The sequence below is a fragment of the Methylobacterium thuringiense genome, from assembly GCF_022179645.1.
Lineage (GTDB): Bacteria > Pseudomonadota > Alphaproteobacteria > Rhizobiales > Beijerinckiaceae > Methylobacterium > Methylobacterium thuringiense.
Genome location: NZ_BPRA01000001.1, coordinates 73,274 through 96,563 on the forward strand (window position 1 = coordinate 73,274; position 23,290 = coordinate 96,563).

Consider the following 23,290-nt stretch of genomic DNA (forward strand, 5'->3'; position numbering starts at 1 on the left):
GACACTCTTCCTAGGGAGACCGCCCGAGGCGGCTGCTGGCAGATCCAACCCGTGGCGCGAAGCGATCGCGAACGCCCCGGCAGCCATCTGTCACCGACTCGCGAAGCGGGACAATTGGCGCGCGATACTTATGCACGGGCGCGGCCGGACCGCCCGGCCGGAGATTTGTCCGTACGTCCCAAATTTCGTCACGGGACCGTCGACGACGGGATGCCACCCGGAAGAAGCCGCGGCCCGTTAACCGATCTTTAACCGAATGATTGCCGCGGAGAGGCAGCTGTGAGACGTTCGTTAACAGAAGCTTAACGGGGTTCACCGAAGCCATGCGTACCGGCGTTTCGAAGCGGATGACGGCCCCGGTCCGCAGCCTGATCGCAGGTCTCGCGGCGCTCGCCGCCCTCGCGTCCGGCTCCGCCGCCCAGGCGCAGACCCTCGCCTCGCTGCCGTCCTCCGGCCTCGCCGCCTCGATCACCGGAACCGCCCGGCCGATCGCCGCCTGGACCGAGTTCTGCGAGCGCTACGCCAGCGAATGCGCCGTGGATCGCAGCGAGGCCGCGTCGATCACCCTGACCCCGGCGATCTGGCAGACCCTCAACACCATCAACCGCCGGGTGAACAAGGCGATCCACGCCGTCACCGACCAGGACCACTGGAACGTCGCAGACCGCTGGGACCTCGCGGAGGACGGCCAGGGCGATTGCGAGGATTTCCAGCTGCGCAAGCGGGCGCTCCTGGCCGATGCCGGCCTGCCGCGCCGGGCCATGCGCATGACCGTCGTGATCGACGAGAAGGGCGAGGGTCATGCGGTGCTCACCATCCTTACCGATCGCGGCGACCTCGTGCTCGACAACAAGACCAGCGCCGTCCTGCCCTGGCGCCAGACCGGCTACACCTTCATCAAGCGCGAGAGCCAGGACGCGGTCGCCTGGGTCGGCCTCGGCGTCGCCGTCTCGCCGGTGACGACGGCGAACCGCTGATCGCCTGTGGCGCAAGAGTGGCGCGCGGCGGGTCTCCAGCGACATCCTGCGGAGACGGGTTTTCCCGAAACGGGACGGCCGCGCGGCGTCGATCGTAACGAATGCCTTAAGGTTTTGGCCGCAAGGGTTACCGGAGCGTTTCGCAGAAGCCGCGAATGCGCCGTGTCCAGTTCCGCCGCGCCTCCATGCAGGTCCGGCGACGGTCAGGAGCCCCTGCCATGGTCTCGGCTCGCACGATCTCTCGCACTGTGCTGTTCGCCTGCGCGATCGGCTGTGCCGCGCCTGCGCTGGCCCAGGGCGGCGTGAGCGACCGGCACGACGCCTGGCGCACCTGCCTCACCGACGCCTTCACCCTGCGCGCCGCCCTCTCCGGCCGCACATCGGCCGCGGAAGCGGCGCTCGGCGAATGCCGCGCGAGCGAAACAGCCTATCTCTCCGCCTTATCCTCCTCTCCGCTTGTCGACGAGGACGACGTCACGCGCGTCCGTCCGGCGCTTCTGGTGCGCGCGCGGACATGGCTGCTGTCGGGCAAGACGAGCCGGAGCCTGTAGGGCAGGGCCGACCGAGCTGCCGCCGCTGCGGAACGGATCGCCGTCGGATCGGACGGCGCAGGTCGGGTAGGGCGATCCCTACGCCGTCGCGGCGAGCCGAAGCCGAGGCGATCAAGCGCCAACCCTCTGCCGGTCGGGACGTGCCACCCGCAGAACTGTGTTACGGCAGATTTTCGGTGTCGTTTTACTTTCGAGTCCAAATTCGTGCGGCCGCTAGATTTGCAGTTCGACTGGTTTATGAACTGAAAATCGATCCATCTTGGAAGGTGGCAGAAGACTTTCGGTAGAAGAGGCATTTACCCAAAATTAAACTTAACATTCGATAGTCTCGCCCGAGGACGACGTGCGGGGCACGGGCTCGGTAGGGCTTGCGAGTTTGATGACCGATCGAGCCGCGGCGCGAGACGACGTCCGCCGCCAGCATCCCCGGCGCGTCCCGTCTCCGCGTGAGGCCCGGTCCTTCGCGCTCGGCGGCCTGCTCGCCGCCGTCGCCGTCGCGGCTCTGTGCGTGGGTCCCGGACAGGCGGCGCCGGCCGGAACGCTCTACGACGCCTTCCGGGCCGCCTATGCCAACAACCCCACCATCGGCGCGCAGCGCGCCGCCGTCCGGGTCGGCTTACAGGACGTGGCCATCTCCGCCACGGGCTTTGCTCCCGACATCAGCCTGAACTCGGATATCGGCTACCGCGACCGCAACGTCCTATCGCCGGGCTATCCCAGGATAGACCAGGGAAGCCGCCCACGCGGCTACGGGGCCGGCCTGACGCAGAACCTATGGAACGGCTTCAGGACCACGAATAGCGTGGCACGGGACGAGGCCGCCCTGCTGTCGCAACGAGACAGGCTTTCGGAAACCGAGCAATTCATTCTCGCCGACGTCGCGACATCCTATGTGGACGTGCTGCGCGACACCGCCATCCTCGAAATCCGGCAGAAGAACCAGGAACTGCTCGCGGCCCGGCACAGGCAGGCGCTGTATCAATTCGAGGTCGGCCAGATCACCAAGACCGATGCCGAACAGACCGCGGCGAGCCTGGCCCGGAGCAAGGCCGACATCGCCGTCGCCAAGCTGAACCTCGACACGAGCCGCGCGGTCTTCGCCTCGATCGTGGGCTACGATCCGGGACCGCTCGCCCGCACGGGCCTGCCGACGGCCCTGATGCCCAAGAGCCTCGACGGCGCCATCGCGAAGGCGATGAAGCTCAATCCGGCCATTCGCGCCGCCAGGAACGCGATCACGGCGGCCGAGCTGAACATCGCCGTCCAGAAGTCCGGGTACCTGCCCTCGCTCGACCTGTCGGTGTCGGCCGACCGGCGATGGGACCCCGACATCATCCTGCCGAAGAGCCAGCTCGACCAGATGTCGGTGGTCGGGCGGCTCACCGTCCCGATCTTCGACCGCGGCCTGACCCCGGCCGCAGTGCAGCGCGCGGCCGAGATCCGCAGCCAGAAGCTGTCCGAGCTCGACCGGGAGCGCGCCGTCGTGCGCGCGGGCGTCATCCAGAGCTGGGGGCTGTACGTCGCATCCGAGAGCACGATCCGGTCCGCACAGGCCCAGATCCTCGCCAACGATCGCGCGCTCACCGGAGCCACCCTCGAAGCAAGCGTCGGACAGCGGACCACGCTCGACGTGCTGATCACGCAGCAGGCGCTGCTCGATTCCCGGGTGAGCCTCGAAACCGCCGAGCGCGACCGGATCGTCGCCGGCTTCCGTCTGCTGGCGCTGATGTCGGACATGTCGCTCGACACCATCCGTCCGCAGGATCTCCGCTACACCCCGCCCGCCCGGCCGGTGGCACTGCCGCCGATGGCCAGGAGACTGTCCCTGGGCGACGAGCCGTCCACCCTGCCGACGCTGCGGCCGGCGTTCGATTCCAGCGTCAACTGACAGGGGATTGTCGGTCGGCGTAGGGCACCGAATGCCGGTCCGCCGTCCGCCGCATTGTTGCGGGACAGCAAGAAAAAACCCGCCAAGTCATTGACCTAGCGGGCGAAATTAGATGGCTGGGGGACGAGGATTCGAACCTCGACTAGAGGAGTCAGAGTCCACTGTTCTACCGTTAAACTATCCCCCACCGCCGAGAGCCTGACATCGTCGAAGGATGCGGCTCCCATGATCCGGTACGACGTCAAATGTGTCGGCCGGCGCAGTTCGGGCCGTTTACGGGCTTCACGACCCGTTGTCCAGCCCATGTTTTCGGCGCGCGAAAGCGACCTCACGCGCGGCTTTTCAGAGCGCTTCGCCGGGTCAGTCCGCCAGTTCCGGCATGCGCGGGCGGAGCGAGGAGAGACGGCGTGCGTGCTCGACCACTCGGCGTGCTGCGGCAAGGGCGGTCGCCGATCGCAGGTCGGCCTTCGGCATGCCGTCCCGTTGCGCTGCGCGGGCGAGGGCGCGCAGCTGCCGCGCATCCCCGGCAGCCCGGACACGGATCGCGGCGACGGGTTCGCTGGCCGGCGTGGAAGCCGACGCGCCGAAAGAAGGGGCGGTGATCATGGAGAAGCCCTCAAGACCGGCAGGAGCCGTGTCCCGATGTGATCCGCGCTTCTGACACGCTTTTCAGTGTTCGGCAACAATTCGAGCGATGCGTTTTCTACTGATCCGCCATCGGGATTCGGCGTCGGTTAAGAAAATCAGTATTCGCACACTGCGATTCGGCTCGTCTCGTAACCCTCGGCCGCGATCGGCCACCAGTGCCGAGTCGGGGGGTGCATGGCGCGCGCGCGAATGGCAGAAGGGGGTATGACTCTCGTTCTCGGCATCGCACTGGCCGTCGTCCTTCTGGTGATGGTGTTCTGGCGCCGTCACCTCGGATCATTGATGCAGGTCGCGAGCCTGCTGGGGGGCCTGCTGCTGTTGATCTGGCTGCAGGACAACGGCTACCTCCGCGGCAATGGCGCGCCGCCCCTGCTCGACGGAAGCGCGCTGCCGCAGGATCGGCCGCGTTAGGGCAGGGTCCTGAGGTCGGCCCGACAATATTTTGCTGGATCGGACCGGACGGTCGCCATACCAACCCCATGTGGTATGGATGCGCCGACTGCCTCGAAAATAGGCAGAGGTGCCATTCTCGGGAGATTCGAATGCGAAACCTACTCGTCCTGTTGATCGTGCTCGTCGGCGGCTTCGTGCTCGTCGGAATGTTCGTCGCGCCGAACCAGCCGGAGCTGCGGACCTGGTATCTGGCCAATGCCTGCGAGACCCTCGACAAGGTCAGCCCGCAGATCTGCGATCCGATCCGCAAGGCCGACGGTGCGCCGGCGGACAAGATCTGATCCGGCCGACGACCCCGCCGCCGCGCGTGAACCGCTTTGTGGACTGGTTCTTCCGGGACCGCACCACCGGCACGGTCGTCATCGGGCAATGGCCGAACCCGCCCCTTTGGCTGTTCGGTCTGGCGGCCGGGCTCTCGTGGGTGATCGAGGCGGCGGGGCTTCCCGCGCCGGCCTCGGTGGTCCTGGGGTTGCAGATCGCGTCGGCCGTCTGCCTCGCGTGGTGGGCGCTCGACGAGGTGATCCGCGGCGTCAATCCGTGGCGGAGATGTCTTGGAGGGGGCGTGCTGCTGTTCGGGCTGTGGAAGCTCACGGGCGGCTTGTAGTCCAGTCGTCTCAAGAAAAAGGGCCGCTCGCGCGACCCCTTTCCCCGACGAACGTCAGATCCTCGACGCAGCGTCAGTAGCAGCGCTGAACGAGGACGCGGCGATAGCCGAAAGGCGTCCAGCGCAGGCGCGGAACGGTGTAGCAGCCACCGCCATACCCGTAGTCGTCGTAGCCGACGTTCGAGTAGCCGTAGGGATAACCGTAAGCGCCATACCCGCCGTAGAGACCGCCTGCGGCGAGGCCGAGACCCAGGCCCAACCCGAGGCCGCCATAGCCAAAGCCTCTCCGGCGCCAGCCATAGCCGCCGCCGAAGCCACGACCGCCGTAGAAGCCGGCGCCCCGGTATCCACCGAAGCCGCCGCGATACCCACCGAACCCGCCGCCGCCGAAGCCGCCGCGATAGAAGCCGCCGCCGAGGGCATTTCCGCGAAAACCACCGCCGCCGAAGCCGGCACCGCGAAAGCCGCCGCCGAACCCACCGCCACGGAAGCCACCGCCGCCGAAGCCGCCACCGAAGCCGCCGCCGCGAAAGCCGCCGCCGCCGAAGCCGCGGGCATCGGCCGCCGCCGGTGCCAATGTTAGCGCACCCGCAAGAAGCGCCGAGGCCAGAAACACCCGTTTCATCGTTTCATCTCCGAAGACGCCGTTCCCCCGCTAATTCATGAAACGTGCAGCCGCGGGAAACGGTTCATGCGGCGGGCGATCCCAGTTTTGTGATCGTCCAGCCCATGCGAGCGCGGCTTGAAAATCGCCGCGTTTTGCCGCGAGGAGAGGCTTGGCCGGACGGGACGCCCCGCCGGAATGCGCGCGAGATCTCGGGATGCGTTTTGGGAAACGGTCACGTCTGACCGGTTGTGTCGCCCTCGCGGCGTCGGTGGCGATGGGGCCGGCCGTAGCGCGCGAGCCTGAGCCGGCGGTTCAGGCCGGATCCGGCAACAAGGGCCCGTGCCGTGCGACCCTCTCGGGTGGCGAGAGCTACACCGTCTGCGTCGTCGACCTGAAGCGCGAGCGCGTCCGCCTGTTCTGGCTCGGCCGGGACGGCGCGCCCTACGCCTCGCTGTCGAGCCTCGCCCGCGCGCAGGGGGCCGCCCTCAGCTTCGCCATGAATGCCGGCATGTACGATGCGGAGCAGGCCCCGGTCGGGCTCTATGTCGAGGACGGCCGCGAGATGAAGCGCGTCTCCACCGCCAACGGGCCGGGCAACTTCCACCTCAAGCCCAACGGCGTCTTCTACGTGAAGGGCGACAAGGCCGGCGTGCTCGACACCGCCCGCTACCTGAAGACCAAGCCGAAGCCGGATTTCGCCACGCAATCCGGACCGATGCTGGTGATCGACGGCAAGATCCACCCGAAGATCTCGGAGGACGGCCCGAGCCAGAAGATCCGCAACGGCGTCGGCGTGCGCGACGACGGCCGCACCGCGATCTTTGCGATCTCAGAGCGCCCCGTGAGCTTCGGGGCCTTCGCCCGCCTGTTCAAGGACGACCTCGGCTGTCGCAACGCGCTGTTTCTCGACGGCTCGGTCTCGAGCCTCTACGCGCCGGGGCTCGGCCGCTCGGACCTGAGCCGTCCGCTCGGGCCGATGGTGGGGGCGGTGGCGCGGTAAGGGGGCGAAGGAGCCGCGCTTCCGGCTTTGTGCTGGTGCGGGTTCATGAAGTGGCCGATTGCGGCCCGCTATCGCATCCGCACCGAGCTCAGCTGCCGGCGCTCGGCATGCTGGTGGAGGAAGGCCGCCATCTCGGAAAGTTCGGGGGCCTTCGAGCGGAAGGTCACGGAGAGGGCGAGCAGCGTGTCGGCGTGGTCGAGGCCGGCATAGACCCGCTCCTGCACCGGCACGCGGGCCTCACGCAGCCGCGCCGCGAGGCTCCTTGTGTTGCGCGGGCGGACCGTGGTGTCGGCGTCGCCCGTGGCGAGGAAGGCGGGCGGGGCGTTCGGGCCGGCGAAGGTGACGGGCTGCGTCGCCTTGGGGTCGGGCGCCTGGCCGAACACGTCGATCGAGGTCGCCTGGTCGAAGGGGAAGAAGTCGTAGGGGCCGGAGAGGCCGGCCACCGCGCGGATCACCCGCGGATCGACCCCGGCTCGCCGCAGGTAGGTCGGGTCGAGCCCGAGCATCATGGCGTTGTAGGCACCGGCCGAGTGGCCGGCGAGGACGATCTTCTTCGGGTCGCCTCCATAGGCCGTGATGTTGTCGCGCACCCAGGCCACCACCTGCGCGCCGTCGTCGAGGAAATCGGGGAAGCGTACCTGCGGATAGAGCCGGTAATCCGGCAGCACCGTCACGAAGCCCTGCGCGGCGAGCGCCTGAGCGGCGAAGGCGTAGTCGTCCTTCGAGCCGTTCTTCCAGGAGCCGCCGTAGAAGAACACCAGCACCGGAGCGTTGGTCACGTCGGCGGTGGGCGTGAACACGTCGAGGCGCTGGCGCGGATCCCCGCCATAGGCCGCGTCTCTGAGCGAGAGTTTCGCCCCGGCATCGCGCGGACCGAGCGCATCGAACAGCGCCAGCGGCGAGCAGCCGGTCAGGCCGATCATGGACAGCAGGAGGCAGCCGAACGAGAGTACGGCGACGAGGACCCGGATCATGCAACTCCCGCGACTTGGCGTTTGACCGCAGGTGACGGGGCAGACGGGGCGGATTCATGGCCGAGGCGCGGCGAAGCGCGATGCGCCGCCCGGTTTCGATGCGGCATCAGGTCCGCAGGACGATGCAGGCGCCGCCGGCCTTGCGGATGCGGTTGCACAGCGTGTCGCCAGCCGCCCGTGTCTCGGCCGGGATGCGGATACGGTAGAAGGCTCGCGTTCCGCGAAAGCGCAGGCGTGTCCCGATGATCATCGGGCGAACCTCGCCGATCACGCCGGCATAGAGCGAGCGGGTGCGCGAGAAGCTCGCCAGCGCCAGCGACTTCGAAAAGTTGCCGGCGAGCTGGATGCCCCAGGGCGCCGTCACCCCGGCCTCGACCGGCAGCGCGAAGCGGTCGCCGCGCGACGGGATGCGCAGCAGGGCGGTAACCTGGATGCAGCTCTGGGCCGGCTCGGCGACGGCGTCCTTCGCGGCGTCCTTGGCCGTGTCGGGCGCCCTGGCGGGCTCCGGCGGTTTCGCGGCGGTCTTGCTCGCCGGTTCGCCTTCCTCCGGCGCCATCTCGATCTGGACGCCAGGCCGCCAATCCTCGGCGGGGCGGCCGGTCAGCGCGATGACGTAGGCGCGGGTTTCCGACGGCAGGCCGCCGGTGCCGGCGAGCCATTTCGACACCCGGCCCGGGCCGCCGTTGTAGGCCGCCGCAGCGAGGCCGAGATTGCCGAACTGCGTGCGCAGGTCCGCGAGCAGATGCGCCGCATGCGGGATAGCCTGCTCGGGATCGAACGGATCGAGCAGCCCGCGCTCCTTCGCCGTGCCCGGCATGAACTGCGCGACGCCCTGTGCGCCGACCGGGCTGACCGCGGTGACGCGAAAGGCGCTCTCGCGAAAGATCAGCCGCGTCAGGAAGGGCACGGGGATCGCCCGGGTTCTGGCCGAATCCTCGATCAGCCGGCAGAGCGCCTGGGTGACGGTCTCGCCGTCGCCGCCGGTTCCGTCCGCTGCGGCGTGAGTGGCCGGCGCGGCCCAGAGGAGGGCGAGGAGGGCGGTGAGGATCAGCGAAGCGCGCGGCACGACCGCCATCTAGACGTGTGCCGGCCGGTAAGGAAATCCGTACCCTGTCGTTCCATCGAGCGCTGCCCATTCGCCCTCGGGCAACCGCGGCGCTATAACCCTCGCCAATGTCGCCCGGCCGCCCGGCCGGGACTGTCTCACGCGCGGTGCCGATGACCGACCCGCTTCTCTCCATCCAAGACCTCTCGGTGGCTTTCCGCTCGTCGGAGGGCGAAACGCTGGCCGTCGACCGGGTGAGCTTCTCCATCGCCCCCGGCGACACCCTGGCGCTCGTCGGCGAATCCGGCTCGGGCAAGTCGGTGACGGCGCTCTCGATCCTGCGGCTGCTCGACGGGGCGGCGCATCATCCGAGCGGAAAAATCGTCTTCAAGGGCCGCGACCTGCTGCAACTGCCCGAGCGCGATCTCCGAAAGGTTCGCGGCGCCGACATCACCATGGTGTTCCAGGAGCCGATGACCTCGCTGAACCCGCTGCATTCGATCCAGCGGCAGATCGGCGAGGTGCTGCAGCTCCATCGCGGCCTGACGGGGAAGAAGGCGCGCGCCCGCATCCTCGAACTGCTCGACCTCGTCGGCATCCGTGATGCCGAGCGCCGGCTCGGGGCCTATCCGCACGAACTCTCCGGCGGCCAGCGCCAGCGCGTGATGATCGCCATGGCGCTCGCCTGCGAGCCCGACCTTCTCGTGGCCGACGAGCCGACCACGGCGCTCGACGTCACCGTTCAGGCGCAGATCCTGACGCTGCTCGCCGACCTGCAGAAGCGGCTCGGCATGGCGATGCTGTTCATCACCCACGATCTCGGCATCGTCCGGCGTATCGCCACCTCGGTCTGCGTGATGCTGCGCGGGCGCATCGTTGAGGCCGGCTCGGTCGCCGAGGTGTTCGACCGGCCGCAGCACGAGTATACGCAGCGCCTTCTGGCTTCCGAGCCCACCGGCCGTGCCAACCCGGTCGGCCTAAGAGCCGAGATGCTGGTCGACGCCGGTCCGATCAAGGTCTGGTTCCCGATCAAGCAGGGCCTGCTCCGGCGCACCACCGATCACGTCAAGGCGGTGGACGGCGTGAGCCTCGTCGTGCGCCAGGGCGAGACGGTGGGCGTCGTCGGCGAATCCGGCTCGGGCAAGACCACACTCGGCCTCGCTCTGCTGCGGCTGACCGTCTCCGAAGGGCCGATCGTGTTTCTCGGCAAGCCGATCGAGGCGTTGACGCCGCGCGCCATGCGGCCGCTACGGCGCGACATGCAGGTAGTCTTCCAGGACCCCTACGGCTCGCTCTCGCCGCGCATGTCCATCGCAGACATCGTAGCCGAGGGTTTGGTGGTGCAGGGGCAGGCGAAATCGCGGACCGAGCGCCGCGCCATCGTCGCCAAGGCGTTGACCGATGTCGGGCTCGATCCGGCGGCTATGGACCGCTACCCGCACGAATTCTCAGGCGGCCAGCGCCAGCGCATCGCCATCGCCCGCGCCATCGTGCTGAACCCGCGCTTCGTCGTCCTCGACGAGCCGACCTCGGCACTGGACCGCTCCGTGCAGGCGCAGATCGTGACGCTGCTGCGCGACCTGCAGCGCGAGCGCGGCCTTGCCTACCTGTTCATCAGCCACGACCTCAAGGTGGTGCGGGCGCTGGCGAACTACGTGCTCGTCATGCAGAACGGCCGCGTGGTGGAAGAGGGGCCCACCGCCGAGATCTTCGCCGACCCGAAGACCGAATACACGCGCACACTGTTCGCGGCCGCCTTCGACATGGAGGCCGAGAGTGTGGACGACGCATCGGCGCACGCCGACGCCGTCCCGGCCTGAGCGAAACCGTCGAGCGGACATGCCTCGCGCCTTGCTCATCGTCCTCGATTCCGTCGGCATCGGCGGCGCGCCCGACGCAGCCCGCTACGGTGACGCGGGCTCCGACACCGTCGGTCACATCGCCGAGGCCTGCGCCTGCGGGGAGGGCGACCGCGAGGGTCTGCGCTCCGGTCCGCTGCGTCTACCGAACCTGACGGCGCTGGGCCTTGGCCTCGCTGCCGAGGGTGCCACGGGCCGGGTGCCGCCTGGGCTCGCGCCGACCGGCCTCATCGTCGGCGCCTACGGCCATGCCGTCGAGACGGCGGCCGGCAAGGACACGCCGTCCGGCCACTGGGAGATCGCCGGTCTGCCGATGCTGGAGGATTGGGGGCATTTTCCGGAGACCCGACCGAGCTTCCCAGCCGAACTGACCGAGGCGCTGATCGCGCAGGCGGGCCTCCCCGGCATCCTCGGCGATCGCCACGCCTCCGGCATCACGATCATCGAGGCGCTCGGCGCCGAGCACGTCCGGACCGGCCAGCCGATCTGCTACACCTCCGCCGACAGCGTCTTCCAGATCGCCGCCCACGAAGAGGCCTTCGGGCTGGACCGGCTCTACGAGACCTGCCGGATCGCGCGGAAGATCTGCGACGACTGGCGCGTCGGCCGGGTCATCGCGCGGCCCTTCGTCGGCTCGGAGGCCGACGGCTTCAAGCGAACCAAGAACCGCAAGGATTTCTCGGTGTCGCCGCCGCAGGACACACTGCTCGACCGGCTCTCGGCCGCCGGCCGCGAGATCGTCAGCATCGGCAAGATCGGCGACATCTTCGCCCATCGCAGCACCGGCCGCGAGCTCAAGACGGCGAGCAACGCTGCCGGTGTCGATGTGGCGCTCGACGCCCTGGCGACGCTCGTCGACGGCGGCTTCGTCTTCGTGAACCTCGTCGATTTCGACACCGAGCACGGCCATCGCCGCGACGTGCCAGGCTACGCCGCCGAGCTCGAAGCCTTCGACGCGCGCATCCCTGCGATCCGGGCGGCCCTTCGCGAGGGTGACCTCTGCGTCGTCACCGCCGACCACGGCAACGACCCGACCTGGCACGGCACCGAGCACACGCGCGAGCAGGTGCCGATCCTGGCCTTCGGGCCCGGGATCGCGGCGGGGCCGATCGGTCGGCGCGAGACGTTTGCGGATATTGGTGCGACGGTCGCCGGGCATCTTGGGCTGGATCACACCTGGGCCGGGCGGTCGTGGTAATGAGGCGTCGTACGGTCCCCGCGACGAAGCTCACGTGCATCTCCTAGCCCCCCGTGCGATGCGAGGTCTAGCAGGGCTTGGAGCCCATCCGAAGAATTGGTTGGATGGATGAACGGTTCGGCGCATGTCTACTTGGTATTGGTGCAATCGCTCGGATATAGATGTCCTCGACGATCTGCGGCGGGGGCGGGACGGTGATCCGCTTTCCACATGCGCAATGTAATCTCATCAAACCTTGAATCACGACCGATGAATAGGTCTCAACAAAGTTCGGAAGGCTCGTCATTATGCCTTTCCCAGGAAGCTGGATTAGGGAGTATTCTTTCAAAAAATAATTGGAGAAAATTCATTTGCTCGGCATACTCTGCTTCATCAGAGCTCCAGTCATCGTTGATGCAGTAGGTTTTTGGCTGTGCTTCTTCGATCTGTCGCAGTACGTCCTGATAGTGACCGACATTTACGTCTCGAAGCCAAAACTGAGCGTCCCGTTCGGACGATGTGGTAACAAGATCCTCAGCCACCATAATTTCGCGCATCTTCAGTACAACATCATGTCGCGCAGTTCCTGCGAGCTTCACCAGATCCACAAACCCTTGAGGCAGCATGGTCAGACCCTTTTCATAAAGAGATTTGGTCCACGCGATAGGAGTGTGGTCTCGATGCGGATGGATTGGTTTGCCTTCTGCAGTAAAAAAGTCGCTCGCCGCGACTTTTCTTCCCAAAAACCAATCGTCATCAAAACAGATAAACCTCTCTGCCAAACCATCTATTTTTGCAAAGCAAAGCTTCTGCAGTTCGGAGTTTGGCTGAGGCTTTAGACTATTGGCCTCAAGAAGTTCGTCCAAATCAATCCAAACGATAGGATGTCTGATCAAAAGCCAATTGGGCGGCGGCCCCTCTCCGATAATATATATGGCTCGAGCCCATTCTGCATATTCCGCGACAGAACGCAGAGAATATTTTAATTCGTGGTTGTCGCGGTATCTATTTATACAATTTGTACCACCAATATAATAAATTGGTTCATTCGCAATAATCTGTCTTTGTTTTGCGAGTCCGATTTCTGGATTAATCCATCGATATATTATATCGATAGCCCCAGATTCTACAGAATCTACGTTCTCGCAAAAATGTCTAATCGGCTTGCTCCCGCAACGTGAGCGCCTCGAAATAATGCACGATCTCCGCTGCTGCAACTTTGCGCGACATCCGTACGCGGTCCGATTGCATCGGTTCGGCGGCTCTAGAGCGCTGTCCGACCAACCGGTACCCACTTGGTCGGACAGCGCTTTAGCGGATCTTGACCGAACGCGGTCGGCTCTCGCTTGGCTGGACGGTTGAATGGTTCGATGGGTTCCCACTCGGCCTCGGGTTCAATCGCTTGAACGTCGAAGTCCTCGATGATTTGCGGCGCGACGGAGATCCTTTGTCTGCATATGATGGCGATCTCCAACCGCAACTTGAATCATAACCGATTCTCCTGATCCGACATCGTTCCGAGGGGGCTCTCAGACCCGGTTTGAAGCCGCCGCTCCTCCGCGACGATTGCTACGACATCCGTCACCTCGACCGCTTCGATCGGCCGCCGGATCTTCACCGCGCGCGTCGGTTCCCCCACCCGCATCACCAGCACGAACGTTTCCAGATCCGAACAACCCGGATCGGCGCAGGCGATCGCGTTGACCGCCAGCGCGTCCTCCGGACCAAGGGCGAGCGCCGCGATGAGCCGAGCCTTGAGCGCGGCGCTCGCTTCGGCCTGGGCCGCACTGCGGGCGCGAAAGGATCTCAGGCTGACGAAGCCCATGCCTCAGGCCGCCCGGCGCCATTCGGGAAAGGGATCGGACAGGTCGCGATAGGCGGCGGGTTCGAAGCGGGCGACGGTTTCAGAGCCGACGAGGCAGCCATCGAGGGCGGCGGTGATCGCGTCGCGGTCCATGCCCGTGCCGATGAAGACGAGTTCCTGCCGGCGGTCGCCCCAGACCTCGCTCCAGTTTTTGGCGAGGTGGCCCTTCCAGCCGGCCTCGTCGGGCCAGTGCCCGCGCGGCACGGCCGCCCACCAGAAGCCCATGGCCGAGACGCGGGAGATCGCCCCGGCCAGCGAGAATTCGCCGACCCAGTCCGGTCGCGTCGCCAGCCAGAAATGGCCCTTGGCGCGGATCAGCCCCGGCCAGGTCCGGTCGATGAAGGCTTTGAACGTTTCGGGGTCGAACGGCCGGCGCGCGCGATAGACGAAGCTCGACACGCCGTATTCTTCCGTTTCCGCCACGTGCTCTTCGGCGCCGTACAGCTCCTTGAACCACAGCGGGTGGCGCTCCGCCTTCTCCTCGTCAAACAGGCCGGTATCGAGGATGGCGTCGAGCGGCGCGCGGCCGTGCGAGGTCTCGACCAGGCGGGCATCGGCGTTGAGCCCGCGCACCACCGAGCGCACGAGTGCGAGCTGCTCGGCCGAGACGTCCTCGACCTTGTTGATGACGACGACGTCGGCGAACTCGATCTGCTCGACCAGCAAGTCGACCAGCGTGCGGTTGTCCTCCTCGCCGGCCGTCTCGCCGCGGTCGCGCAGGAAGGCGTTGGAGCCGTAGTCGCGCAGCAGGTTCACGGCGTCGACCACCGTTACCATCGTGTCGAGCCGGGCGACGTCGCTCAGCGCCTGACCATCCTCGTCGCGAAACGAGAAGGTGCTCGCCACCGGCAGCGGCTCGGCGATGCCGGTGCCCTCGATCAGCAGGTAGTCGAAGCGGCCTTCCTCCGAGAGCCGGCGCACTTCGGCCAGCAGGTCGTCGCGCAGGGTGCAGCAGATGCAGCCGTTGGTCAGCTCCACCAGTTTCTCGTCGGTGCGCGAGAGGTCGGCGCCGCCGTCCCGGACGAGGTCGGCGTCGATGTTCACTTCGCTCATGTCGTTGACGATCACCGCGACGCGGCGGCCTTCACGGTTGCTCAGAACGTGGTTCAGCAGCGTCGTCTTGCCGGCGCCGAGGAAGCCGGACAGGACGGTGACGGGCAGGCGGGCGTCGGGCGATGACATGCTGTCTCTCTCTCTTGGAAATGAAACAGTATAACATTTCTTATCATGGAGGCTGTCAACAGGCGTCGTGGAGAACTGTCGACTCGTCGACACCGATGTCCGATACCGATGGCGGATGGTGGAGATCGGGTGCAACCTCGCGGCCCGATGCGGCTTTCCCGATCGGGCAGCCGCCCAGCTTTGCGAGGAGACGGTGTCGTGCGACCCTGGCGCGAACGGCCGGAAGACAGGCGCAGCTACCACCACGGCAACCTCAAGGAGGCGCTGATCGAGGCGGCACGCCGGTTCATCGCGGAGCGTGGCGTCGGCGGATTCACGCTGGTCGACGCGGCCCGCCTCGTCGGCGTCACCCCGGCGGCGCTCTACCGCCATTTCCGGGGGCGCGAAGCGTTGCTCGAGGAGGTCGCCGGCCGCGGCTTCAAGGATCTCGCCGAACGTCTGGCCCGCGCGCTCGGGGGCCGCGGCACGCCGCTGGAGCGTTTCACGCGCATGGGCGAGGCCTATCTCGCCTTCGCCGAGGAGGAGCCGGGCTACTACGCCGCGATCTTCGACGTGCGCATGCCGGGTGCGGAGCCGAGCCCGGACCGCCTCAACCCGTTCGATCTTCTAGTGGAGGCGCTTCGCGCGACATTCCCCGACGGCTTCGATGGTGTCGATCCGCGCTTCGTGGCCATGGAGGTCTGGGCGCTCTCCCACGGCATCGCCACGCTCGCCGCCTCGGGGCACCTGCCGAAGACCGGGCCGGACAAGTACGAATTGCTCCGCGCCGGGGTGCTCGCCCTGGTCCACGGCGCGGGCGTGCCGACGAAGAACCCCGAACCGGGCGCTGGTCCGGCCCCTTGAAACGGTTAGCTCGGGTCCGCATGTGAATGTCGTTCACATACCACCCCGGAGCCATCACCCGTGAGCACGTCTTCTGCCTCCTCTCCCTGGGCCGGCGGTCGCGCCTGCCGCAGCGGTCCCTTCCCCCGCCGCTCTCTCGAGATCGGCGCCGTCGTCGTCGGTTTCATCTACTGGTGGCCGCTGGCGGTCGCCTACGTTGCGTGGAAGATCGCGGGTTATCCTGCGCTCAGCCAGATGCGTGAGTATGCCCGGAGCGGCTCGTGGAGCTTCGGTTCGTCCGCCGGCGGGTCACGGTTCGCCAAGGCCTACGAGGCCGCCAAGGATCACGGCCTCTACCGCTCGGGTACCGGCAACTTCGCTTTCGACGAGTATCGCAAGAGCGAGCTCGACCGCCTGGAGGCCCGCCGTCGCGCGCTTCAGGAGGAGAGCCGTGCCTTCACTGAGTTCGTCGACGAGCTGAAGCGCGCCAAGGACCGCGAGCAGTTCGACGCCTATATGGCCAAGAAGCGTTCCGAAGGTGGTGGTTCGACCATCGACGCCTAATCCGTCCTCCACGGTCAGATATGCAACAGGGCTCTCCGCATCACAGCGGGGAGCCTTTTTCGCATCTGCGAGATTCCGCGCAATTCCATGCTGCCATGCGGTTGCCGCTCGGCATGGCTGCCATAAGTCGGGGGACGGAACCGGTTGCCGCGGCAGGCCTTCTGCAAACACGCAGATTTCCGGATCCGGCGATGTCTTCATGAGAACAGGGATCACGGCCTGATGCGGCGCAGCCATGCGATGGCCTACGGCAGCGAATTGACCGGGGACGGTGGTGCCCGCTTCGCGCTTTGGGCGCCCACCGCGAAGGACGTGGTGCTGACACTGAACGGTGCCGATCACCCGATCCCGGATGTCGGCGACGGCTGGCGCCGGACCGAGGTGACGGTGGTCGAGGCCGGTGCGCGCTACGGCTTCCGCATCGACGGTGATCTCGTCGTCCCCGATCCCGCTTCGCGCTTCCAGCCCGACGACGTCTCGGGCCTGAGCGAGCTGATCGACCCCGCCGCCTATGTCTGGGCCGATGGGGCCTGGACCGGCCGGCCCTGGGAAGAGGCGGTGATCTACGAGCTTCACGTCGGCACCGCGACGCCCGAGGGAACCTATGCGGCGCTCGAAGCCCGGCTCGACGACCTCGTCGATCTCGGCATCACCGCCATCGAGCTGCTGCCCCTCGCCGACTTCAAGGGCACCCGGAACTGGGGCTACGACGGTGTGCTGCCCTATGCGCCCGACGCCGTCTATGGCCGCCCGGACGAACTCAAGCACCTGATCGACACGGCCCACGGCAAGGGCCTGATGGTGATGCTCGACTGCGTCTACAATCACTTCGGCCCGGCCGGGAATTACCTACACGCCTACGCCAAGAGCTTCTTCACCGAGCGCCACCAGACCCCGTGGGGCGCCGGCATCAACTTCGACGGCAAGGAGAGCGGACGCACGGTTCGCGACTACTTCATCGAAAACGCGCTCTACTGGCTGGAAGAGTACCACTTCGACGGCATCCGCTTCGACGCGGTGCACGCCATCCTCGACGACTCCGACAAACACTTCATCGGCGAACTCGCCGAGACGATTCGCGAAAAGCTGCCGGGTCGCCACATCCACCTCGTCCTCGAAAACGAAGCGAACCAGGCCCGGTGGCTGGAACGCGACGCCGACGCCAAGCCGATCCAGCACAGCGCGCAATGGGCGGACGACCTGCACCATTGCTGGCACGTGCTGCTGACGGGCGAGGACGCGGGCTACTACGAAAGCTTCGCGGACAAGCCGGTGCAGCACCTCGCGCGCTGCCTCGCCGAGGGATTTGCGTATCAGGGCGAGCCGTTCAAAACGCTGGACAACCATCCGCGCGGAGAGCCCTCGGGCCACCTGCCGCCCTCCGCTTTCGTCACCTTCCTCCAGAATCACGATCAGGTCGGCAACCGGGCGCTCGGCGAGCGCCTGAGCCAACTGTCCGACCCCGAGAAGCTGGCGCTTGCCCGCGCTGGCCTGCTGCTGGCGCCGCAGATTCCGATGCTCTGGATGGGCGAGGAATGGTCGGCCACAGCGCCGTTCCTGTTCTTCGTCGATTTCGCGCCGGATGAAGAGCTGAACAAGGCCGTCCGCGAGGGCCGCCGCCGCGAGTTCAAGAGTTTTGCCGCGTTTGCCGACGACACGTCGGTGATCCCCGACCCGACCGAGGCCAAGACGTTCGACGACTCGAAGATCGACTGGGAGGAATCCGAAAAAGGTCCGCATCGCGGCGTCTGGGCTGACACCCGCAATCTCTTGCAGATCCGCCACCAGACCGTGGTGCCGTTGACCAAGACGGCGTTTCGCGGAGCCGAAGCCAAGCTGCCGGCGCCCGGCGTGATCGACTGCACGTGGCGCTTCGAGGCCGGGACGCTGCGCTTCGTCGCCAATGTCGGCACCGACGAGTATTCGGCGTCGAGCGAGGGCGGTCAGGTGATCTGGTCGAGCGCCCTGTCGCGGGAGGCGCTGCAATTGCCGCCCTGGACCGGTGTGTTCCTGGTTGGAGCACCGGCATGAGCGAGCACCTGACCCGGCTCGCCGACCTCGTCGGCATCGCCAGCGGCTATACCGACGCCTTCGGCAACGCCGTCGAGACCTCGAACGAGACCCGCTGCGGCATGCTCGCGGCCCTCGGCTTCGCCATGGCCACCGACGATGAGATTGCGAAAAGCCTCGCAAGCGTCGAGGCACTCCGCAACGGGCTGATTCCGCCGCTTCTGCCGGCGGAAGCGCGCCGCGCGTTGCGCGTGCCGGTCCTGGCCGACAGCACGGCCGGCTCGATCATCTGGCGTCTGCTCGACGAGCGCGGTCACGCCGTCGAAGGTCGTGCCGCTCTCTCGGCATCTGACGCCGGTCCGGGTTTCGACTTGCCGCCCCAGACGCCCGGCTATCACCACCTCACGGTGACTTTGGGCGACCGAAAGGCACAGGCCTGGATCATCGCCGCGCCGCAGCGCTGCTGGCGGCCGCGGGCCTATGCCGAGGAGGGTGCCCGCGATTGGGGCCTTGCCGCCCAGCTCTATGGCCTGCGCTCGCCGCACAATCTCGGCATCGGCACCTTCGCCGATGCCGGCCGCGCCGCTGCCGATGCGGGCCTGCGCGGTGCGTCGTTCCTGGGGTTAAGCCCGGTCCACGCGCTCTTCCCGACTGATCGCGAAAAGATTTCGCCCTACTCGCCCTCGTCGCGGCTCTTCCTCGAGACGCTCTACATCGAGCCGGGCGCGCTGCCGGGCTTCGTCGGCAGCCGCGCCGAAACGATCCTCGACGCGATGCGTCCGCGCCTCGACGCCCTCCGCGACGCCACGCTCGTCGATCACGCCGGCATCTGGGAGGTGCTCTCACCGGTGCTCGAGGCGCTCTGGCCGGAATCGGCCGCGCGCGCCGGCACGGATGCCGGCTTTGCCGCCTTTCGCAGCGAGGGCGGTGAAAACCTCGAATCCCACGCGACTTTCGAGACGCTGTCCGAGCGTTTCACGGCAGAGGGTGCGCATTGGCTTGGCGAGTGGCCGGAGGCGTTCCGGCGTGCCGGTACGCCGGAAGTCCGTGCCTTCGCGGAGAAGAACGCCGAGCGCGTCAGCTTCCACATCTGGCTGCAATACCTTGCCGACCTGCAGCTCAAGCATGCGTCGCAGGCCGCACGCGATGCCGGCATGCGTATCGGCCTCTATCGCGATCTCGCCGTCGGCGCCGATCGCGGCGGCTCCGAGATCTGGTCGCATCCCGAGCGCTTCGCCAACGGCGTCTCGATCGGCGCGCCGCCGGATCTGCTCGCTCCGAAGGGCCAGGATTGGGGCCTTCCGGCCTTCCATCCGCTCGAACTCGAGCGCGACGGCCTCAGGGCGTTCCGCGATCTGGTCCAGGCCAACATGCGCCATGCTGGCGCAATCCGGATCGACCACGCCTTCCAGCTGGCGCGGCTGTTTCTGATTCCGCTCGGCCAGTCGGCGCGGGCTGGTGCCTATGTGGCGATGCCGTTCGAACCGATGCTCGCGGTGCTGCGCCTGGAGAGCCACCGCTCGAAATGCCTCGTCATCGCCGAAGACCTCGGCACGGCCCCGGAGGGCTTTTCCGATGCGCTGATGGTGGCGGGCATCCTGAGTTACCGCATCCTCGCCTTCGAGCGGCAGGACGGCGGTGCCTTCAAGCCGCCGGCCGCCTATCCGCACGATGCGTTGACCGCGATCACCACGCACGACCTGCCGACGTTCCTGGGCTGGTGGCGCGGCGTCGACACTGACACGCGCCAGTCGCTCGGTCTCTACGATTCCGAGCGAGCCGACGCCGAACGGGCCGAACGGGTCACCGAGCGCCGCCGTCTGGCCGAAGCGCTGCATTCCGAGCAGCTGCTCACCGGCGCCGAACCACCCGATGCCGCTCCCTTCGAGGCCGCCGCCCGATACCTCGCCCGCGCGCCCTCGATCCTGACGGCCGTCCAGTACGAGGACGTCGTCTCCGAGCTCGCTCAGGCCAACGTGCCGGGCTCGACCGAAGGCCACCCCAACTGGCGGCGCAAGCTCGACCGGACGCTGGAGGCCATCGCCGCCCCCGGCGGTCCGCTCGCCAAGCTCGCGGCCTCGCTCGCCGACGAGGATCGCGGCCCGCGCTCGGGCGCCGCGCGTCTCAGTTCGGCCCCGCCGCGCGCGACCTACCGGTTGCAGTTCCACGAGGGCTTCACCTTCGCGGATGCGCAAGAGATCGTGCCGTATCTGGCGAAACTCGGGATCAGCCACGTCTATGCCTCGCCACTGCAGATGGCGCGACCCGGCTCGACCCATGGCTACGACATCGTCGATCACTCGCAGATCAACCCGGAGATCGGCGGCGAGGCCGGCTTCATCGCCTTCTCCGACGCGCTGCAGGCAGAGGGGCTGAAGCTCCTCGTCGACATCGTACCCAACCACATGGGCGTCGGCGGCGCCGACAATCCGTGGTGGCTCTCGGTGCTCGAATGGGGCGGCCTGTCGCCCTTCGCGCATGCCTTCGACATCGACTGGGAGCGCCTCGGCGCGAACCGCAAGCTCGTGATCCCGTTCCTCGGCGAGCGCTACGGCGATGCCCTGGAGCAGGGCCATCTCGAACTGAAGTTCGACGAGGCGGCCGGCGCTTTCAGCGTCTGGCACTACGAGCACCAGTTCCCGATCTGCCCGCTGCAATATCCGACGATCCTGAACCGCGCGCTGGCCGCGCTCGGCGAGATCGGCGACGACCCGTCGGCCGACGTGCTCGCCATCTCCGAGCGCCTACGCGGCATGAACGCGGAGACCAGTCTCGACCGCCGCCGCGCGCTGCCGGCCGAGGCCGAGGGCCTGAAGCAGGATCTCGCCGACGCCGTGCGCGCCTCGCCGCAGATCGCAGCAGCGATCTACCGGGCGCTGCAACTTCTCAACGGTAACAAAGACTATCCCGACACGTTCGGGCCGCTGCACCGATTGCTGGAGAGCCAATCCTACCGGCTCGCCCATTGGCGGATCGCGTCGAGCGACATCAACTATCGCCGCTTCTTCGACGTGAACTCGCTTGCTGGCCTGCGTGTCGAGAAGTCGGACATCTTCCAGAAGTCGCACGCCCTGCTGTTCCGCCTCGTCGCCGAGGGTCGGATCGACGGTCTGCGCATCGACCACATCGACGGTCTCGCCGACCCGCTCGGCTATGCCCGCGCATTGCAGGCCGCCGTCGGCCCCGGATTCTACGTGGTGGTCGAAAAGATTCTCGAGCCGGGGGAAAAGCTGCGCCCTTGGCCGGTCGCCGGCACCACCGGCTACGACGTGCTGAACCAGCTCGACGGTCTCCACGTCGATCAGGCGCTGAAGCCGCGGATCAAGCGCTTCTACGAATGGGCCACCGGCGTCGACGAGCCCTACAAGTTCCAGCTTCGCGCGGCGAAGGCCGAGATCCTCGAGATCAGTTTCGCCAGCGAGCTCGAAGTGCTCGCCGCCGACCTGAAGGAGATCGCGGACGCCGACCGGCGCACCCGCGACTTCTCGATGAACGCGATCCGGCGCGCGCTGATCGAGATCATCGCCCGCTTCCCGACCTATCGCAGCTACTTGGCCGGCGATCTCGACGAGAGCGACGTCGAAGTCGAGGACGTGACGCTGATCGAGACCACGGTGCGCAAGGCTAAGCGCTGGAGTGCGTTGCCGGACCGCTCTGTGCACAACTTCGCTGCCGATGCGCTGATCGGGCGGATCGATACGACGGGCACCGCCCGTCCCGATCCGCGGGTGATCCTGCGCTTCCGCCGCCGCTTCCAGCAGCTCACCGGCCCGGTCATGGCCAAGAGCCTGGAGGATACGCTGTTCTACCGCTTCAGCGAGCTTTTGGCGCTGAACGAGGTCGGCGGAGATCCGGGCGAGTACGGCATCGACGTACCCCACTTCCATGCGCTCCAGGCCGCCCGCGCCCGCGACTGGCCGAACGCGATGATCACGACGGCGACGCACGACACCAAGCGCGGCGAGGATGCCCGCTCGCGCCAGCTCGCGCTGTCGGAGCTGCCCGAAGAGTGGGCCCGCGCCTGGGATGCCTGGCGCCGCGCCGCGACGCCGCATCTCGCCACCATCGAGGATGAACCGGCGCCCGACCGCAACGACCAGTGGATGTTCCTTCAGGCGATCCTCGGGGCGTGGCCGCTCGAACTGCTGGACGGCGACGACGCGGGCGCGATCGAAGACTTCCGCAAGCGCCTCGACGCCTACGCCGAGAAGGCCTTACGCGAGGCCAAGCGGTTCTCGAGCTGGGTCAACGTCGACGAGGCCTACGAGGGCGCGGTGCATGCGCTCTTCGCCAAGCTGATCGCGCCGGGCTCGGATTTCCTGGCTCGTACGCGGCCCTTCGCCAAGCGCCTTGCCCATCTCGGCATGATCGCCGGGCTCGGCCGCACGGTGCTGAAGGCGACGCTACCGGGCATCCCAGACATCTATCAGGGCACCGAATTCTGGGACTTTTCGTTCGTCGATCCCGACAACCGGCGGCCGGTCGATTACGGCGCGCGTGCCGGTGCGCTATCCGAACAGGGTGCGCCCGCCGAACTTCTGGCGCACTGGACGGACGGCCGTGTGAAACAGGCGACGCTGACGAAGCTGCTCGCAGACCGGGCCGACAGGCCGGCCTTCTACGCCGATGCCGGCTATCAGGCCGTCGCAGCTTCCGGGGAGCATGCAGACCACGTCGTCGCGTTCCTCCGATCGGAGAACGGCGGCGGAGAGGGCGATCTGCTGGTGGCCGTTCCGCGCCTCGTTGCCCGTCTCGTCGGCGACACTGTGTGGTCGGCTGAAGCGTTCGGGGGAACGCATCTGCCGGTGGCGGAGGGTAGCCGCTGGACCGACATCGTCGGCGGCGCCAGCCACGCATCGGAGAACGGGCGTCTCGATCTCGGCACGCTGTTCGATGCGCTGCCCTACGCCGTGTTGAAGCGAACCGCCTGAGCCTGACCGACTTATACCAGTGGCTTTCGAGGCTTTGCCCCGGAAGCCATCCGCCGCGCGAGCGGCGATGCGCAGTTGCGCTTGCCAACGGCCGATCGCTCGATGAGCCGATCTCTCTACGGCCGCCGGTATCA

Annotated in this window: 20 protein-coding genes and 1 tRNA gene; 13 read left to right on the plus strand and 8 right to left on the minus strand. The window is 67.1% G+C overall.

What is annotated here, in order from left to right; all coding sequences use genetic code 11:
• Window positions 1-323 precede the first annotated feature (323 nt).
• The 3 genes from MFF07_RS00350 (at window position 324) to MFF07_RS00360 (ending at window position 3,416) form a co-directional block, all read left to right on the plus strand.
• Window positions 324-977: a transglutaminase-like cysteine peptidase gene (locus MFF07_RS00350; protein ID WP_147817054.1), complete on the plus strand. Its 654-nt coding sequence runs from the start codon at window positions 324-326 to the stop codon at window positions 975-977.
• A gap of 218 nt (window positions 978-1,195) precedes the next feature.
• Window positions 1,196-1,528: a hypothetical protein gene (locus tag MFF07_RS00355; protein ID WP_147817055.1), complete on the plus strand. Its 333-nt coding sequence runs from the start codon at window positions 1,196-1,198 to the stop codon at window positions 1,526-1,528.
• 379 nt (window positions 1,529-1,907) lie between these two features.
• The gene (locus tag MFF07_RS00360) at window positions 1,908-3,416 is read left to right on the plus strand and encodes a TolC family outer membrane protein (RefSeq protein WP_238230314.1); all 1,509 of its coding nucleotides are present in this window, start codon (window positions 1,908-1,910) and stop codon (window positions 3,414-3,416) included.
• Between the two features lie 113 nt (window positions 3,417-3,529).
• Here the strand turns inward: MFF07_RS00360 and MFF07_RS00365 are convergent.
• Together MFF07_RS00365 and MFF07_RS00370 are read right to left on the minus strand one after the other, a co-directional pair.
• Window positions 3,530-3,603 (minus strand) — tRNA-Gln (locus MFF07_RS00365).
• A gap of 173 nt (window positions 3,604-3,776) precedes the next feature.
• Complete coding sequence (locus MFF07_RS00370; protein WP_147817057.1) at window positions 3,777-4,022, minus strand: hypothetical protein; 246 nt, start codon at window positions 4,020-4,022, stop codon at window positions 3,777-3,779.
• Window positions 4,023-4,268: 246 nt separating this feature from the next.
• On the opposite strand from MFF07_RS00370, the gene MFF07_RS00375 reads away from it, so the two are divergent.
• From MFF07_RS00375 to MFF07_RS00385, 3 genes are all read left to right on the plus strand, one after another.
• The gene (locus MFF07_RS00375) at window positions 4,269-4,475 is read left to right on the plus strand and encodes a hypothetical protein (protein WP_147817058.1); all 207 of its coding nucleotides are present in this window, start codon (window positions 4,269-4,271) and stop codon (window positions 4,473-4,475) included.
• Between the two features lie 131 nt (window positions 4,476-4,606).
• Window positions 4,607-4,798 (plus strand): hypothetical protein, encoded by a 192-nt coding sequence (locus MFF07_RS00380; RefSeq protein ID WP_147817059.1) that lies wholly within the window; start codon window positions 4,607-4,609, stop codon window positions 4,796-4,798.
• A gap of 26 nt (window positions 4,799-4,824) precedes the next feature.
• The gene (locus MFF07_RS00385) at window positions 4,825-5,121 is read left to right on the plus strand and encodes a hypothetical protein (protein WP_147817060.1); all 297 of its coding nucleotides are present in this window, start codon (window positions 4,825-4,827) and stop codon (window positions 5,119-5,121) included.
• Window positions 5,122-5,194: 73 nt separating this feature from the next.
• On the opposite strand, the gene MFF07_RS00390 is transcribed toward MFF07_RS00385, so the two are convergent.
• Entirely contained in the window at window positions 5,195-5,746 is a 552-nt protein-coding gene (locus tag MFF07_RS00390) for a hypothetical protein (RefSeq protein ID WP_238230316.1), read from the minus strand.
• Between the two features lie 256 nt (window positions 5,747-6,002).
• On the opposite strand from MFF07_RS00390, the gene MFF07_RS00395 reads away from it, so the two are divergent.
• On the plus strand, window positions 6,003-6,728 hold the full coding sequence (locus MFF07_RS00395; protein WP_147816259.1) for a phosphodiester glycosidase family protein: 726 nt from the start codon (window positions 6,003-6,005) through the stop codon (window positions 6,726-6,728).
• A gap of 68 nt (window positions 6,729-6,796) precedes the next feature.
• Here MFF07_RS00395 and MFF07_RS00400 read toward each other — a convergent pair whose 3' ends face one another.
• Both MFF07_RS00400 and MFF07_RS00405 read right to left on the minus strand, forming a co-directional pair.
• Entirely contained in the window at window positions 6,797-7,702 is a 906-nt protein-coding gene (locus tag MFF07_RS00400; protein ID WP_147816257.1) for an alpha/beta hydrolase, read from the minus strand.
• Window positions 7,703-7,808: 106 nt separating this feature from the next.
• A complete protein-coding gene (locus MFF07_RS00405; RefSeq protein ID WP_238230318.1) occupies window positions 7,809-8,777 on the minus strand; it encodes a lytic transglycosylase domain-containing protein in 969 nt (322 codons plus the stop codon).
• Between the two features lie 143 nt (window positions 8,778-8,920).
• Here MFF07_RS00405 and MFF07_RS00410 point away from each other — a divergent pair, with 143 nt between their 5' ends.
• Window positions 8,921-10,567: an ABC transporter ATP-binding protein gene (locus MFF07_RS00410; protein ID WP_147816255.1), complete on the plus strand. Its 1,647-nt coding sequence runs from the start codon at window positions 8,921-8,923 to the stop codon at window positions 10,565-10,567.
• 19 nt (window positions 10,568-10,586) lie between these two features.
• A complete protein-coding gene (locus MFF07_RS00415; protein WP_147816253.1) occupies window positions 10,587-11,804 on the plus strand; it encodes a phosphopentomutase in 1,218 nt (405 codons plus the stop codon).
• 260 nt (window positions 11,805-12,064) lie between these two features.
• Here MFF07_RS00415 and MFF07_RS00420 read toward each other — a convergent pair whose 3' ends face one another.
• From MFF07_RS00420 to zigA, 3 genes are all read right to left on the minus strand, one after another.
• A complete protein-coding gene (locus MFF07_RS00420; protein WP_147816251.1) occupies window positions 12,065-13,165 on the minus strand; it encodes a stealth family protein in 1,101 nt (366 codons plus the stop codon).
• Between the two features lie 104 nt (window positions 13,166-13,269).
• Window positions 13,270-13,608 carry a hypothetical protein gene (locus MFF07_RS00425; RefSeq protein WP_147816249.1) on the minus strand — a complete coding sequence of 113 codons (339 nt, stop codon included), beginning with the start codon at window positions 13,606-13,608 and terminating at the stop codon, window positions 13,270-13,272.
• A gap of 3 nt (window positions 13,609-13,611) precedes the next feature.
• Window positions 13,612-14,829 (minus strand): zinc metallochaperone GTPase ZigA, encoded by a 1,218-nt coding sequence (zigA, locus tag MFF07_RS00430; protein WP_147816247.1) that lies wholly within the window; start codon window positions 14,827-14,829, stop codon window positions 13,612-13,614.
• Window positions 14,830-15,027: 198 nt separating this feature from the next.
• Between zigA and MFF07_RS00435 the strand changes: the two genes are divergently transcribed.
• The 4 genes from MFF07_RS00435 (at window position 15,028) to MFF07_RS00450 (ending at window position 23,156) form a co-directional block, all read left to right on the plus strand.
• Window positions 15,028-15,672 (plus strand): TetR/AcrR family transcriptional regulator, encoded by a 645-nt coding sequence (locus MFF07_RS00435; RefSeq protein ID WP_147816245.1) that lies wholly within the window; start codon window positions 15,028-15,030, stop codon window positions 15,670-15,672.
• A 60-nt stretch (window positions 15,673-15,732) separates the two neighbouring features.
• Complete coding sequence (locus tag MFF07_RS00440) at window positions 15,733-16,215, plus strand: DUF2852 domain-containing protein (protein ID WP_147816243.1); 483 nt, start codon at window positions 15,733-15,735, stop codon at window positions 16,213-16,215.
• A gap of 222 nt (window positions 16,216-16,437) precedes the next feature.
• On the plus strand, window positions 16,438-18,246 hold the full coding sequence (gene treZ, locus MFF07_RS00445) for a malto-oligosyltrehalose trehalohydrolase (RefSeq protein WP_147816242.1): 1,809 nt from the start codon (window positions 16,438-16,440) through the stop codon (window positions 18,244-18,246).
• Window positions 18,243-23,156, plus strand: coding sequence for a malto-oligosyltrehalose synthase (locus MFF07_RS00450; protein ID WP_147816240.1), 4,914 nt, complete (start codon window positions 18,243-18,245; stop codon window positions 23,154-23,156). The genes treZ and MFF07_RS00450 overlap by 4 nt, the downstream gene beginning before the upstream one ends.
• The last annotated feature ends 134 nt before the right edge of the window (window positions 23,157-23,290 follow it).

What these genes read in the sequence shown, in the direction of transcription:
- MFF07_RS00400 (WP_147816257.1), bottom strand. Translation starts at nt 7,702, where the DNA reads ATGATCCGGGTCCTCGTCGCCGTACTCTCGTTCGGCTGCCTCCTGCTG.
- MFF07_RS00355 (WP_147817055.1), top strand. Translation starts at nt 1,196, where the DNA reads ATGGTCTCGGCTCGCACGATCTCTCGCACTGTGCTGTTCGCCTGCGCG.
- MFF07_RS00405 (WP_238230318.1), bottom strand. Translation starts at nt 8,777, where the DNA reads ATGGCGGTCGTGCCGCGCGCTTCGCTGATCCTCACCGCCCTCCTCGCC.
- MFF07_RS00390 (WP_238230316.1), bottom strand. Translation starts at nt 5,746, where the DNA reads ATGAAACGGGTGTTTCTGGCCTCGGCGCTTCTTGCGGGTGCGCTAACA.
- MFF07_RS00375 (WP_147817058.1), top strand. Translation starts at nt 4,269, where the DNA reads ATGACTCTCGTTCTCGGCATCGCACTGGCCGTCGTCCTTCTGGTGATG.
- zigA (WP_147816247.1), bottom strand. Translation starts at nt 14,829, where the DNA reads ATGTCATCGCCCGACGCCCGCCTGCCCGTCACCGTCCTGTCCGGCTTC.
- MFF07_RS00380 (WP_147817059.1), top strand. Translation starts at nt 4,607, where the DNA reads ATGCGAAACCTACTCGTCCTGTTGATCGTGCTCGTCGGCGGCTTCGTG.
- MFF07_RS00425 (WP_147816249.1), bottom strand. Translation starts at nt 13,608, where the DNA reads ATGGGCTTCGTCAGCCTGAGATCCTTTCGCGCCCGCAGTGCGGCCCAG.
- MFF07_RS00410 (WP_147816255.1), top strand. Translation starts at nt 8,921, where the DNA reads ATGACCGACCCGCTTCTCTCCATCCAAGACCTCTCGGTGGCTTTCCGC.
- MFF07_RS00370 (WP_147817057.1), bottom strand. Translation starts at nt 4,022, where the DNA reads ATGATCACCGCCCCTTCTTTCGGCGCGTCGGCTTCCACGCCGGCCAGC.
- MFF07_RS00450 (WP_147816240.1), top strand. Translation starts at nt 18,243, where the DNA reads ATGAGCGAGCACCTGACCCGGCTCGCCGACCTCGTCGGCATCGCCAGC.
- MFF07_RS00395 (WP_147816259.1), top strand. Translation starts at nt 6,003, where the DNA reads ATGGGGCCGGCCGTAGCGCGCGAGCCTGAGCCGGCGGTTCAGGCCGGA.
- MFF07_RS00415 (WP_147816253.1), top strand. Translation starts at nt 10,587, where the DNA reads ATGCCTCGCGCCTTGCTCATCGTCCTCGATTCCGTCGGCATCGGCGGC.
- MFF07_RS00350 (WP_147817054.1), top strand. Translation starts at nt 324, where the DNA reads ATGCGTACCGGCGTTTCGAAGCGGATGACGGCCCCGGTCCGCAGCCTG.
- treZ (WP_147816242.1), top strand. Translation starts at nt 16,438, where the DNA reads ATGCGGCGCAGCCATGCGATGGCCTACGGCAGCGAATTGACCGGGGAC.
- MFF07_RS00360 (WP_238230314.1), top strand. Translation starts at nt 1,908, where the DNA reads ATGACCGATCGAGCCGCGGCGCGAGACGACGTCCGCCGCCAGCATCCC.